At 63.8% G+C, this 13,486-nt stretch carries 10 protein-coding genes; 3 read left to right on the top strand and 7 right to left on the bottom strand.

The window, feature by feature from the left end; translation table 11 throughout:
* Positions 1 to 6: 6 nt before the first annotated feature.
* Positions 7 to 1,527, bottom strand: coding sequence for an AhpA/YtjB family protein (locus DXK50_RS00710; RefSeq protein ID WP_212629014.1), 1,521 nt, complete (start codon positions 1,525 to 1,527; stop codon positions 7 to 9).
* Between the two features lie 174 nt (positions 1,528 to 1,701).
* On the opposite strand from DXK50_RS00710, the gene serB reads away from it, so the two are divergent.
* Positions 1,702 to 2,916 (top strand): phosphoserine phosphatase SerB, encoded by a 1,215-nt coding sequence (gene serB / locus DXK50_RS00705; RefSeq protein WP_212629013.1) that lies wholly within the window; start codon positions 1,702 to 1,704, stop codon positions 2,914 to 2,916.
* Between the two features lie 63 nt (positions 2,917 to 2,979).
* On the opposite strand, the gene DXK50_RS00700 is transcribed toward serB, so the two are convergent.
* The 5 genes from DXK50_RS00700 to DXK50_RS00680 form a co-directional block, all read right to left on the bottom strand.
* Positions 2,980 to 5,049: an EAL domain-containing response regulator gene (locus tag DXK50_RS00700; RefSeq protein WP_212629012.1), complete on the bottom strand. Its 2,070-nt coding sequence runs from the start codon at positions 5,047 to 5,049 to the stop codon at positions 2,980 to 2,982.
* Between the two features lie 62 nt (positions 5,050 to 5,111).
* A complete protein-coding gene (locus DXK50_RS00695) occupies positions 5,112 to 6,914 on the bottom strand; it encodes a molecular chaperone (protein WP_212629011.1) in 1,803 nt (600 codons plus the stop codon).
* Between the two features lie 167 nt (positions 6,915 to 7,081).
* On the bottom strand, positions 7,082 to 7,942 hold the full coding sequence (gene asd / locus DXK50_RS00690) for an archaetidylserine decarboxylase (RefSeq protein ID WP_212629010.1): 861 nt from the start codon (positions 7,940 to 7,942) through the stop codon (positions 7,082 to 7,084).
* 62 nt (positions 7,943 to 8,004) lie between these two features.
* Positions 8,005 to 8,820, bottom strand: a complete 816-nt coding sequence (locus DXK50_RS00685) for a rhodanese-like domain-containing protein (RefSeq protein WP_161864719.1) — start codon at positions 8,818 to 8,820, stop codon at positions 8,005 to 8,007.
* A gap of 50 nt (positions 8,821 to 8,870) precedes the next feature.
* On the bottom strand, positions 8,871 to 10,394 hold the full coding sequence (locus DXK50_RS00680; protein WP_212629009.1) for an HDOD domain-containing protein: 1,524 nt from the start codon (positions 10,392 to 10,394) through the stop codon (positions 8,871 to 8,873).
* 119 nt (positions 10,395 to 10,513) lie between these two features.
* On the opposite strand from DXK50_RS00680, the gene motA reads away from it, so the two are divergent.
* Together motA and motB are read left to right on the top strand one after the other, a co-directional pair.
* The gene (gene motA, locus DXK50_RS00675; RefSeq protein WP_024306747.1) at positions 10,514 to 11,365 is read left to right on the top strand and encodes a flagellar motor stator protein MotA; all 852 of its coding nucleotides are present in this window, start codon (positions 10,514 to 10,516) and stop codon (positions 11,363 to 11,365) included.
* A 3-nt stretch (positions 11,366 to 11,368) separates the two neighbouring features.
* Positions 11,369 to 12,373 (top strand): flagellar motor protein MotB, encoded by a 1,005-nt coding sequence (gene motB / locus DXK50_RS00670; protein WP_212629008.1) that lies wholly within the window; start codon positions 11,369 to 11,371, stop codon positions 12,371 to 12,373.
* Here the strand turns inward: motB and rsgA are convergent.
* Positions 12,367 to 13,398, bottom strand: a complete 1,032-nt coding sequence (gene rsgA / locus DXK50_RS00665) for a small ribosomal subunit biogenesis GTPase RsgA (protein WP_212629007.1) — start codon at positions 13,396 to 13,398, stop codon at positions 12,367 to 12,369. The genes motB and rsgA overlap by 7 nt on opposite strands.
* Positions 13,399 to 13,486: the final 88 nt, after the last annotated feature.

The raw sequence follows: 13,486 nt of genomic DNA, 5'->3' as shown, positions 1-13,486 counted from the left end.
CGGGCGTCAGTGCGCCCGGCTGTCGTGCATGCGCGTCAGCTGTCGCTCCAGCAGTGCCGGATAAGGATCGAGCAGGCGCTCGACGCAGCTGGCCCCTTCCGGGCTGGCGATCGGACGGATGCGGGCGCGCTGACGCGCCAGGGCATCCTGCGCGACGCGCTGTTCCACCAGCAGCAGGTTGCGGCTGTGCTGCGACAAGGCCAGCGCGTCCAGGGCGCTGTCGCTGAGCAGCAGTTCGGCCTGGCCCAGGTCCTCCAGATCGCTGCCCAGGGTCAGACCCAGCTGCAGTTGCAGAGTGATACCGCTGTCGGCGACCTCGATCTGTAGGGCATGGCCCAGCGCGCGCATCAGCTCGCCGCAGCAGATGGCGTGGGTCAGGTAGTCCTCGCCGCACTCGCGTTCGTGGAACAGCATCAGGCTGCTGCCGTCCTTGAGGGTATGCAGTTGCCCCTGATACAGCGCAGCGGCCTGTTCCAGGCAGCCCCGGTAACGATCCAGCAGGTCCAGCAGGCGTGTACGCGGCAGGCGGCGCAGTTGCTCCTGGGCGCCGAGCTGAATGGCCAGTACGGCGCTGGCCCGCGACGGGCCTGGCACCTGGGCAGCGGGCACAGAAACTTCGGGCTCGTCGCGCAGATCGGCGAAGGGATCGTCCGGTTCTATCGAGTCGGGCCAGGGCTTGAGCGCTTCGTCGTCGCTGTCCAGTTCATCGAAAGTATGTCCGGCGCGAGGCTGTTCTGGCTCCTCGTCGAAACGACCGTCGTCTTCTTCCGTGAGATAGTCGTCAACCTCATCGAGCAGCGGCTCGTCATCCAGCTCCGGCTCGGGTTCCGGCTTTTCCGGCACCAGGCGTGCCTGCAGCTGGCGCGCCAGGTCGCCGATCTCGTCGTTGCGCCCCGCGCCGGGTGCGGGATCATCCGGATCACGCAGCCACAGGCGCATCTGCAGCAACGGCGTGGAGATATGCCGGCCCAGGCGCATGCTCAGCGACAGGGTCAGGGCCAGCAGGATCAGGCTGAGAATGCCCATGCTCTGCAGGCTGATGGTCATCGGCTGCTGGAACTGACTCATGTCCAGACTGATGCGCAGCTGCCCGGCCATCACTTCCTGGAAGGTGATGGAGGTGGAGTACAGGCCTTCGGTTTCGCCCAGCACGCTGCGAGTCGGGCGTGGGCCCGCCTCGGCGAGGATGCGGCTGTCCACGCTGTAGATGGCGGCATGGGCCACCAGCGGGTTCTTTGCCAGGTTACTGAGCAATACGTTGAGGCTGAGGATGTCGTTGGACACCAGCAGTTCGGTGGCCGACGCCGCCGTCTGGGTGATCAGCGCCTGACCCAGCGCATCGGCCTGTTGCTGCATGGCCTGCTTGAACTGCATACCCATGACCCAGGCGTAGATGACCATCGCCAACGCCACCAGCAACAGGCTGTGGCTGGCGATGCGCAGCACCAGGGGCACCCGCCGCTGACGCAGCGCGTGGAAGATCATGATGAAGAAATTGTCGGGTTTGACGGGCGCGGGCCGGTTCACAGAGCACGGCTCTTGTCGACTGAAGTTGCCGCGCAGTATAGCGAGCGGTCTGGAGCGGGCAAAGCGCATGGCTGCCCGGATCGAAGGGAAACTGGGTAGAATGTGCGCCTTTTCGTCGGCCGGCGGCCAAATCGTCGCCTGCCTGCCTCAATCGTTTGCCTTGGAGGGTGCGTCTTGCGCGAAATCGTCCTGATCAATATCACCGGCGAAGACCGCCCCGGACTCACCGCAGCCATCACCGGCGTGCTGGCTCAGGGCGGGGTGAACATCCTCGATATCGGTCAGGCGGTGATCCACGACACCCTGTCGTTCGGCATCCTCATCGAGATTCCGGACAACGGTCGCTCCCAGGCCGTGCTCAAGGATCTGCTGTTCACCGCCTACGAGCTGGATCAGCAGGTGCGCTTCACCCCTGTTTCCGAAGACGACTACCGCCAGTGGGTGAGCGGCCAGGGCAAGGCCCGCCATATCGTCACCCTGCTGACGCGCAAGGTCAGTGCCGAACAGTTGCAGCGGGTCAGCGCCATCACCGCCAAGTACGGCCTGAATATCGATCATATCGACCGTCTTTCCGGGCGCATGCCGCTGGACATGCCCGCCGAGCAAGGCAAGGGCTGCATCGAATTCTCCGTGCGTGGCGAACCGGCCGATCCGGTGGCGCTGCGTGCCGAGTTTCTCAGCGTGGCGCAGGAGCTCAACGTCGACATCGCCTTCCAGCGCGACTCGGTGTTCCGACGCAATCGTCGCCTGGCGGTATTCGACATGGACTCGACGCTGATCGAGGCCGAAGTGATCGACGAACTGGCCAAGGCCGCTGGCGTGGGCGAACAGGTGGCCGAGATCACCGAACGGGCCATGCGCGGCGAGCTGGATTTTCGCGCCAGCTTCAAGGAACGCCTGGGCCTGCTGCAGGGTTTGTCGGAGGACGTGCTCGAGGAGATAGGCGCCTCGCTGCGCCTGACCGAGGGGGCCGAGGTGCTGTTCGCCGAACTCAAGCGCCTGGGTTACAAGACCGCGATTCTCTCAGGCGGCTTCACCTATTTCGCCAGGCAGCTGCAGGCCAGGCTGGGTATCGACTACGTGTTCGCCAACGAACTGCAGATCGAGAACGGCAAGGTCACCGGAGTGGCGGTCGAGCCCATCGTCGATGCGCAGCGCAAGGCCGATCTGCTGCGCGAACTGGCGCACAAGGAAGGCTTGCAGCTGGAGCAGACCATCGCGGTTGGCGATGGCGCCAATGACCTGCCGATGCTTGGCCTGGCCGGCCTCGGTGTGGCGTTCCGTGCCAAGCCGCTGGTCAAGCAATCGGCCAAGCAGGCGATCTCCACCCTGGGGCTGGACGGCATTCTTTATCTGTTGGGCTTCCGTGATCGCGAGGGACAGGAGTAAGCGTCGCGTCCTCTCGCAAATGAAAAAGCCGCCTGTTCAGGCGGCTTTTTCGTTGCTGCGACCTTATTCGTCGCCGGCCGAAAAGTCGTAGTCCATCGACTGGCTCGGGCCCTGCAGGTAGTAACCCTGGATGAAGTTGACCCCGGCCTGCCACAGCGTGGCCAGCACGCTGGCGCTTTCGACGAAGGGCACGATGGTCAGCTTGGCCTGGGCATGCAGGCTGCTGAGCAGGGTTTTCAGGGCTTCCTGATTGTCGGCATTGCTCAGGTCCTGGGTGAACGAGCCGTCGACTTTGACGAAGTCTACCTGCAGGTGCTTGAGCGTGTTGAAGGGGTTCAGCGCGCAGCCAAACTGGCTCAGGGCAACCTTGCAATGCAGTTCCGCCAGGCCCTGGGTCAGCACCTTGGCCTGTTTCAGGTAAGTAACGGCATCGGGCTCGCTGAACTGGAATACCAGGGAATCCGATGGCAGGCGGGCGGCCTTGAGCGCCACGCTGAGCCAGGGTAGCAAGGTCTGATCCTGCAGGCTCGCGCTGGACAGGTGCACGAACAGGCGGGTGTTGTGACCCTTGGAGCGGTGGTCGGCCAACAGCTTGATCGAGTTGAGGATCACCCAGCGGTCGATCTTCTCGCCCAGTCCGGCATCCTTGGCCGCGGCAAGGAACTGTGCAGGCGGCACTTCTTCACCCTGCGGGCTGAGCAGGCGCAGCAGCACTTCATAGTGCTCGTGAGCATCACCGCGCAGGCTGATGATCGGCTGGAACAGCAGGCGGAAACTGTTGTTCTCCAGCGCCTGCTGCACCATTGCCAACAGGTTGCCGCGGTTGGCGGCGGCGGCCAGTTCGTCGGCCGGGTTGAACAGCCTGATGGCGTTGCCGTCGCTGAGTTCGTCAGCGCAGCGGTGCGCGCGGTCGATGACTTCCTGCGCCTTGGCGGTCTTCTCGCTGAGGCCTGCCACGCCGATCGACAGGGTGGTCTGCGCGGTGCGGCCGCTGACATCGAACAGGTGACCTTCGACCTTCTTCAGCAGCAGGGCCAGGCTAGGCTGGCACTGCTCGGGCGTCTGGCCCGGTAGCAGGGCGGCGAACACGTCGTCACCGAAGCGGGCCAACTCGGTCTCCGCCGGGAAGTGCGCACGCAGCAGGCCAGCCAGGTCGGTCAGCAGCAGGTCGATGCCAGCCAGGCCGATCTCGCCCTGCATGCTGGCGTAGCGATCAACGCGGATGTACGCCAGAGTCGAGGGCTGGCCGGTGCTGACGGCGCGCTCGGCGGCGCTGTCCATCAGTTCGAGGAAATGGTTGCGGTTGAACAGGCCGGTGACCAGGTCCTGGCTGCTGATTTCGCGTAATTTTTCTTCCAGCTCGGCGTTGGAGGTTTCTGCGCGGATCACCACCTGAATGCACGGCTCCCCATCATAGGTGGCGGGGGAGAAACTCATCTGCGCGACGAAGCTGCTGCCGTCGGCACGTACGCCCTGGCAATTGAGCTCGGCATGGCCTTCGGCGCTCTGGTAGTTTTTCAGGAAATCCTTGAACGCCCCGTGATCGGCACAATCGATCAGGTCGATCATGGGCATGCCTTCGAGTTCTTCGCCGTCTTCGTAGCGGAACAGCTCCAGGTAGGCGCGGTTGGCGTAGATATGCATGCCATCGTGGACGTAGGTAATGGCGTCCACCGAGCTTTCCAGCAGCAGCTGGCAACGTTTCTCCGCCTCGCGCAGGGCCACCTCGGCGGCGCGGCGGGCGCGACGTTCTTCGAGGTTGGCCAGCTCGCGCTTGGCGACCAGCACCAGGCGCTCATCCTCGCCTTGCGGCAGGGCGTCCTGAGCACCGAACAGCAGGGCTTCGGTGATGATTTCGGAGTCGTTGTCTTCGACCAGCTGGATGACGGGGATGTCCTTGGCCTGGCGGCGGATCGCGGTGATCGCCTCGCTGGGGTCGAGATGCTCGCTGCTCGGTGCGCAGATCAGCAGATCCCAAGTCTGTTGCAGGGTTTCAGCCAGGTCGTCGCTGGACGTCAGGCGATGCACGCGAGTGGCGTGCCCGGCGTTGCGGAACAGACTGACCAGACGCTCTGCTTCGTTCTGCGAGTCTTCGAGAATCAGCAGGCGGATGGTTTTTTTTTCGATTGCCATAGAGGGGTCATTACCGCGCCGAGCGGGCACGAAAAGGCGACAAATGGTGAGTTCGCCGGAGCCTACAGCGACTTCCAGAGCGAGTCAAAATCTTCCTCCCCCGCAGGCTTCTGGCTTTTCGAGGCTGTGACCGGTGTCCCGGCCGCGTCTTCTTCCACACCCACGCGGTGGTACTCGAACTGGCTGAAGCTGCCGGTGCTGACCTGCTTGCGAGTGAGCACTGCGCGGTGCTCTTCGCCGTGGTCGTTGATCAGCACCTTGCTGCCCTCCTGGAACGGCAGGCGCGGCGTGATCAGACTGGCAGGCCGGGAGATGGCACTGATTTCCGGCAGCAGCAAGGCGCGTAGGAACTGGCTGTTCTGATCGCCCTTGCGCAGCAGTTGCAGACCACAGGGGCGGGCATGCGGTGCGATCAACTCGATGCCCATCTGCGTACCGCCGCCGCGGACCTGACGAATCCAGCGTACGATGGCGACGCTCCAGCCCTGGCTGGGGCTGTCCTGCACGCCGAGCAACTCGCCGGCCTGCAATTGGCTGGGAACGTCCTTGGGCCAGGACAGGCAATAACCACCGGGGCTGTGATTGACGATCGCCAGGGCAAAGGTCGGGTAATTCTCGCCATTGCTCTCAGGCGGCGCCTGTTCGCCGGGGCTGACCTTGGTGTACTGAATTTCTTCGAAATGGATCTCGTCAGCGGCGCTGCGCTGGGCGTCGAAGGCGTTCGACCAGACGTCAGGCTCGCCGGTGGCCGGCTTGAACACGGCTGCGCCGATTTCCACAGGGCGTTTGAGCACTTCACCGAACGAGCGGCGACCGGAGAGGAAGAAGTGCAGTGCGGTCATGCCGATACACAGGGTCAGGTTGCCATGGCCAGGTGTGCGCTGGAAGGTGCGCTCGGCGATGTCACCCCAGGCTGCGGCGACGTGCTGCAGCAGGTCGAGGCTGATGCCTTCGGGAATCAGCAGGCGCGATTTGCTGCGCTCGCTGTCGGGCAGCTCCAGGTATTCCTTTATCGCATCGACCAGCGGCTGAGTGTCGATACCGAGCAGGTTGTGCAATTCGCTACTCTGATACAGCGACTTGTAACGCGGCGGGCCGTCGATCTGCGGGGCCAGCACGAACAGGCTGTGGGCATCGTCACCGGCCTGAAGCTTGATCAGTGCGCTCCAGGGCTCCAGCGCTTCGGCCAGACGTGCGATGCCGTTCTGACGCATCTGGTTGGTGCGTGCGCAGCCCAACAGCAGTGCGGTGATATAGGTTTGCTCGGTACTCAGGCCCTGCGTGTGACGAGCCAGTGGGTCACGGATGACCTGGCGCTGCAGGCGCTGCTCGCAGGCAATCTGGTAAAGCTGGTGCAGTTCCAGCCATAGCCCTTCGGGCACAGGGCAGTACAGTTGGCTGGCGCGGATCAACGGGCTGCACAGGCTGTGGCTGGCGCGCTGCAGGGCGACGGCGAGGAGCTGGTCGCGGTCCTTGCCGCTGCGTGCGATGACACGGGAAATGATCAGCTTGTAACCAACCGCCAGGTGGTTCTGCAGCGCCTGGCACAGGTTGGCGACCTTGCGTGGACGCTCGTCGAGCACGATGGCCTGGTTGAGGAAGTGACGTTCCAGGTGCTGGCAGACGAAGCTGACTTCGGGACGTAGCAGCTCCAGCAGTTGCAGGCGGTTTTCCGAAGGGGTGAGGAATTGGTTGAGTTCCACCAGGCTCTGATACAGCTGCCGCGCGGTTTCGCCGATGTTCGCCTTGGGCAGACCCGCAATCCAGCGTTTGAGATCACGGGGGCTGCCGTCGCAAAAGCTGAGGCTCTGCTTGCTCGGTGTGGGGACGCGTAACAGCTGTAGGTGGGTACTCTGTCTATCCATCGAACTCGGATACTCCGGCCACACGATGACAAGCGGCTCTAGTAATAATCTTTCGAACTCTAGCAGCATCTGACTGCGCTGGCAGCCTGTCCGCTCGGACGGGGCGGCCTGGCAGAGTACGAATGTATGACCGAATGGTCGAGGCGCGGGTTCCCGTGCTCACTGGCTTAGCCCCGAGCGTTGCCCAGCAGCTGGCCCATGCGCACGGCGCTGCCCGCGCAGAGTTCTTCGGCCCATTGCACCTGGTTCGGGCCGAACAGGACGATTGCCGTGGAGCCCAGTTTGAAGCGGCCCATTTCCGCGCCCTTGGCCAGCTCGATCGGGCCGCGCGCTGGTGCGTCGTAACGGGTGCTCTTGAGCTCGTGCTTGGGCGGGGTGACCAGGCCGGCCCATACCGTCTCGATACTGGCGACGATCATCGCGCCCACCAGCACCACGGCCATCGGCCCGCGCTCGGTGTCGAACAGGCAGACCACGCGCTCGTTGCGGGCGAACAGTTCCGGCACGTTTTCCGCCGTGGTCTGGTTGACCGAGAACAGGCGGCCGGGCACGTAGACCATCTCTTTCAGCGTGCCGCCCAGCGGCATATGGACGCGGTGGTAGTCCTTCGGCGAGAGGTACACGGTGGCGAACTGGCCGCCCATGAAGGGCGCTGCGCGCTCGGCATCACCGCCGAGCAGTTCGACGGCGCTGAAGCTGTGGCCCTTGGCCTGAAAGATGCGGCCGTGCTCGATCGCGCCGAGCTGGCTGATCGCGCCATCGGCCGGGCTGAGAATGGCTCCCGGGGTTTCGTCCAGCGGCCGCGCACCTGCTTTCAGCGCACGGGTGAAGAAGGCATTGAAGTGTTCGAAGGAGCGCAGGTCTTCGTTCTGCGCTTCGCCCATGTTGACCTGGTACTGCTTGGCGAACCAGGAGATCAGCGGATTCTTCAGCCAGCCGATACGGCATTCGGCGACGCAACCGATCAGTCGCGACAGCAGGTGATGGGGCAGCAGGTACTGACTGAGAATGAAGAGGCGTTGTTTCATCGTATGTCCTTGAGAGTTCTTGGCCTGCTGCTTGACCGCGCAGGGTGCATTTGACGGCGGGCTCAGCGTTCGATGGGCGTATCGGGCAGGTTGCCCCATTCCGACCAGGAGCCGGCATAGGCTTTCACGCGCGGATAACCGAGCGCCTTGGCCACCACGTAGCTGAAGCCGGAGCGGCGATGGGTCTGGCAGTGAGTGATCACTTCCTTGTCCGGTGTGATGCCCAGGTTTTGCAGAACTTCGGCGATATCCGTGCGGATGCGCATGCCGCGTTGCGGGTCCATGCCCGAGGTCCATTCGAAATGGGTGGCGCCGGGGATATGCCCGCCGCGCGCCGAACTCAGCTTCTCACCACGGAATTCGTCGGCGCCGCGTACGTCCCAGATGGCCAGATCGTCAGCACCCAGGCGCGATTGCAGGTAGTCGCGGGTAGCGGTGGGGGCGTCGCTCAGGTTCAGCGACACTGCGCTGCGGGCCACTGCGGGTACGTCCTGGCTCAGTGCCAGTCCGTCAGCGATCCAGGCGTGCAGGCCGCCATTGAGGAAGTGGTAGCGCTGGTGGCCTATCACGTCGAGCAGCCAGATGAAACGGCCCGCCCAGGGACCGCCCTCATCGTCGTAGACCACGTAGGTGGCGTGCGGATGGTGGCCGATATCGGCGAACAGGGCTTCGAGCTGCGCTCGCTCGGGCAGCAGGCCGGGGGCCGGAGGTTGCCCCAGTTGCGTGCGCTTGGCATCCACCCAGCGCGCGCCGGGTATGTGGCCTGCGGTGTAGCGCGCTGCGCTGCTCAGGTCGAGCAGGATCAGGTCGGCTGCGTCCAGGCGCCCGGCCAGCTCGGCCGGCTCGATCACCAGCGGCAGATTGTCGAAGGCGGACATCGCGGCCTCCTCGTGTGAAAAGAGGTCGATTGTAGCGGAAACGGAACTGTTCAGCGCCCGCGTCTGGAAAAGCTGCTCAGCGCGCGCTCGATGCACTGGGCGGTCTTGGCGAAGGCCTGCAGGCTGACGTCATTCAGTGGTTGGCCGCCTTGATCGGCTACAACCAGCATCACCACTCGGCCACTGTTGGCCACAGAGCGCAGTAGCAGGTGCTCGCTGGGGAACAGGGCCTTGAGGTTGCCCGGCAGCAGGGCAGAAAACTGCGCCATGTTACTCGGCGTGATACGCAGCTGGCCTGGCTCGGCGAGCAGGCGTTTCAACACCTGGCTCTGCGCCGGGTCGAGGCTGAGGTTCGCCGCGCCGGCATCAAGGCCGGCCTGTTGCTGGGTCTGCAGGCGGGTGTGCTGGCGGTCGGCGAGCATCAGCAGGACGCGCTTGAGGCCACAGGCTTGCAGTGCATCGCGAGCGCACGCGGTCAGTTGCGGGACGTTGGTGAAGCTGCTGGGTTCGGCCAGCAGGCGCGCGCAATGCTGACGCCAGAGCGCGAGGTCGTCACGTTTTGGCGGTGGCGGGGCGCTGACGGCAGGTTTCAGGCGATGGGCGTCCCATGGCCAGATCAAGGCCTGGGCGGGATGCCAGAGCGCTGCGTCGTCAATCAGGCGGGCGCTGCTGACAGCGTGCTGGTGCACCTCCTGCTGCAGCTCGCCCAAGGGAATCTGCAGATACAGCCCGGTTAGACGCTGCCAGCGCAGGCTGTGTGGCGTGTCCCAGGCGTGGTGGGCCGATACCGCCAGGCCGTTGGCCAGCAGCACGCAGTTGCTTGGCTGGGTGAGCCAGTGACGCAGGGGCGTGTCTTCGTCGAGCATCTGTTGTTGATGCAGCGGATGTTTGTTGTCGCGGGCAATGTGCAGCGCCTTGACCAACTGCCGGCGGTCACGCTCCAGCAGGCGATAACCACGGACGATCCATTCCGGCAGGCGCCAGCGTTCGGCCAGCCTGAGGCACAGTTGAATCAGGCTGACCCCCAGCAGGTCCTTTTCCACCGCCGCCGGCCGTTCGCCCTTGAGCAGCACGCGTTGTTCCCAGGCTTCCAGCAGTTGTGGATGGGCGCACAGCAACGGCCAGATCGGCGCGAGAAACAGCAGGCTGCAGCCATGCAGCTCATTCCACAGGCGCGCCAGGCGGGCGCCGAACAGGCCGCGGGCCTGCTGACTGGCGTGCAGGCTGATCAGCAGGATCTGGCGAAACGCCTGAGGGATTTCGTGCTCGGGCAATGCAGGTGCCTGGCTGAGCAGGGCTTCGCAGCGGCTCAGGCCCAGGCGTGAAAGTGCGGTTTCGACGCTTTCAGCCGGATCGCTGAGGCTGTTGCTGGACTGGTTGGCTTCGCGCAGTACCTGCAGGGCGAAGGACGGGCTCGACTCGATCGCCTCGGCGATTTCACGCCAGGTGCGGCGGCTGTCAGCGAGGATGCGACGTATGCGCGCGTGCTGCTGCTGCTCGATTGGCAGCGGCAACTTGCCCAGGTGCTGTACCCAGGCGTCCAGTGTGCGTGGCGGGGACTTTGGCGTCGACATATTGGCTCGAGTCGAACTGGCTTTTGACCATAACTGGCTATAGTCTGGCGTATAAGTTCCGATAATTAGAAGGGCAGTTTTTAATAGCCCATCCTCTTGGCTCTGTAAGCGTTTATTTCATGGTAAGAATCATAGGCATCATTGTTGTTTTCGGCTGCGTGCTCGGTGGGTTCATACTCTCGGGCGGCAAGTTCATGGCATTGGTTCACCCCTTCGAGGTTCTGATTATCGGCGGTGCGGCGTTGGGGGCATTCCTCCAGGCCAACCCGGGCAGCATGTTCATGACCGTGTTCAAGAAGTCGCTGAGTATGTTCGGCAGCCGCTTCACCCACACGTACTACCTGGAAGTGCTCAAGCTCCTGTACGAGATCCTCAACAAGAGTCGCCGCGAGGGCATGATGGCCATCGAGGCGGACGTCGAGGACCCCAATGCCAGCCCGATCTTCAGCAAGTACCCGGCGGTACTGAAGGACGCGCGCATGACCGCCTTCATCTGCGATTACCTGCGCATCATGTCCTCCGGCAACATGGCTCCGCACGAACTCGAAGGCCTGTTCGACATGGAGCTGACCAGCCTCAAGGAAGAAGTTGAACACCCGGCGCACGCTGTCGCCAAGGTCGCCGATGGCATGCCGGCCATGGGTATCGTTGCGGCGGTGTTGGGTATCGTGATCACCATGTCGATTCTGGCCGAGGCGGACAATGCCCAGATCGGTGAGAAGGTAGGGACCGCGCTGGTCGGTACCTTCCTCGGCATTCTCGCGTCGTACGGATTCTTCGGCCCGCTTTCCAATGCCCTGGAGCACGACGCCAAGGAAGAGCTGAACCTCTACGAAGCGATCAAGGCGACCCTGGTCGCTTCCGCCTCGGGCATGCCGCCGACCCTGGCTGTAGAGTTCGGGCGCAAGGTGCTGTATCCGGCGCATCGTCCGAGCTTCAGCGAGCTCGAACAGGCCATGCGCGGCAGCTAAGTCATGGAAAACAACCAACCCATCATCGTCAAGCGAGTCAAGAAGGTCGCGGGCGGGCACCATGGCGGTGCCTGGAAGATCGCCTTCGCCGACTTCGCTACCGCGATGATGGCTTTCTTTCTGGTGATGTGGCTGATGACATCGGCCACGCCAGAGCAGAAGAAGGCCATCTCCGGTTATTTCCAGGACCCCATCGGCTTCACCGAAAGCGCCAGTCCCTATGCTATCGATCTGGGTGGCACGCCGACGCCGGCGCCCGAGCGCACGCTCAACCCGGATATATCCGAAACGCCGGAGAGCCAGCCGGACGAGACGGGCGTCAGCACCGATCAGATCGAAACCCTGGCCGAGAAGATGGAGCAGGAGCGCCTGGAGCTGCTGTTGCAGGAACTGCAGAACAAGGTCGAGGAAAATCCCGAGCTGCAGCGCTTCAAGGATCAGATTCTGTTCGAGATCACCCAGGATGGTCTGCGCATCCAGATCATGGATGCCGAAAACCGGCCGATGTTCGCCCTCGGCAGTGCCAACCTGCAGCCCTACTTCGAGGACATCCTGCTGGCGATGGCCGACACCATTCGCGCGGTGCCGAACAAGATCAGCGTCAGCGGCCATACCGATGCCAAGCCTTTCGCCGGGCGCGGCGATTTCGGCAACTGGGAGTTGTCATCCAATCGCGCCAACGCGGCAAGGAGGGCGCTGGTGGCCGGCGGGTATCCGGACGAGCAGGTGGCGCGGGTGGTCGGTTACGCGTCTTCTGCGTTGTTCGATCGAGAGGACCCGTTCAATCCGGTCAATCGGCGCATCGATATCGTCGTGCTGACCAAGAAGGCGCAGCGTGCGATCGAGGGTGAGCAGGGCGCGGGCGTGGAGCCGGCCGCGCAGGGGCAGGCTCCTGCGGCTGCCCCGTCAGGGGCGCCTGCCGAGGCGTTGCCGGCCGATCAGCTGCGTGAACGCCTGAATATCTTCGAAAGTGGCAATAGCCCGCTCGATCAACTGAACAATCAGTAGTCGTCCTGCGGCAGGCTGGCGAGGATGTGTCGGTAGCTGGCCATTCGCTGTGGCTGTACGCGACCGTCTTCCAGGGCCTGCAGCAACGCGCAGCCCGGCTCGCGGTCGTGCTTGCAGTCGCGGAAACGGCAGCGGCCGAGCAGGTCGTGGAACTCGATGAAGCCAGCCTCCACATCGTCACGGCTGACATGACCGAGGCCGAACTCGCGAATGCCTGGGGAGTCGATCAACTGGCCGCCACCGGGAAAGTGAAACAGCCGCGCTGTGGTGGTGGTATGCGTGCCCTTGCCGGTCAGCTCCGACAGCGCACCGACGCGGGTGTCGACGCCGGGCAGCAGGCTGTTGACCAGGGATGACTTGCCCACTCCGGACTGGCCGACGAATACGCTGACATGACCGTCCAGGCGCTTCTTCAACTGCTCCATGCCGTCGCCGTGATGGGCCGAGACTTCCAGAAGCGGATATTCCAGCTGACGATAGACCTTGAGCAGGGCGTCCAATGCCACCTGGTTCTGGTCGTCGATCAGGTCGGCCTTGTTCAGCAACAGCAGCGGGCGAATGCCGGCATGCTCCGCTGCCACCAGATAGCGGTCGATCAGGTTGGCGTGCGGTTCGGGCAGGGGGGCGAAGACGATGACGATCTGGTCGACGTTGGCCGCCACCGGTTTGAGCTGACCGCGCATGTCCGGGCGGCACAGTTCGCTGTTTCTCGGCAACTGCGCGACGATCACGCCGTCACCCTGATTGCCGGGGCGCCAGACCACCTGGTCGCCGGTCACCAGGGCCGGCAGGTTGGCGCGTAGGTGACAGCGAAACACCTGGCCGGCCAGCTCGCCCTGCAACCCCTCGATTTCCACCTGTACGCCAAAGTGTGCGATCACCAGACCGGTCTGCTCCAGGCCCAGATCGCCGCCTTCCAGTGCTTCCACGGCTCGCGATTCGCGCTTGGCGGCGCGGGCGGCACGTTCGCCCTGAATCTTTTCGATGCGCCAGCTCTGGCGGCGGTTGAGTTGGCGTTTGGCCATGAAGCATCCGGGGGTGGTGGAGTGTTGATCGCGGCGAGTTTAGCATGAGCGCGGGGCGGTCATTCGGCTGCCGGAAGCGGGGGACGTC

Origin of the sequence: Pseudomonas sp. KB-10, from assembly GCF_018221585.1 — a bacterium.
GTDB lineage: Bacteria > Pseudomonadota > Gammaproteobacteria > Pseudomonadales > Pseudomonadaceae > Aquipseudomonas > Aquipseudomonas yangonensis.
This window is presented reverse-complemented; position numbering and strand designations above follow the sequence as displayed.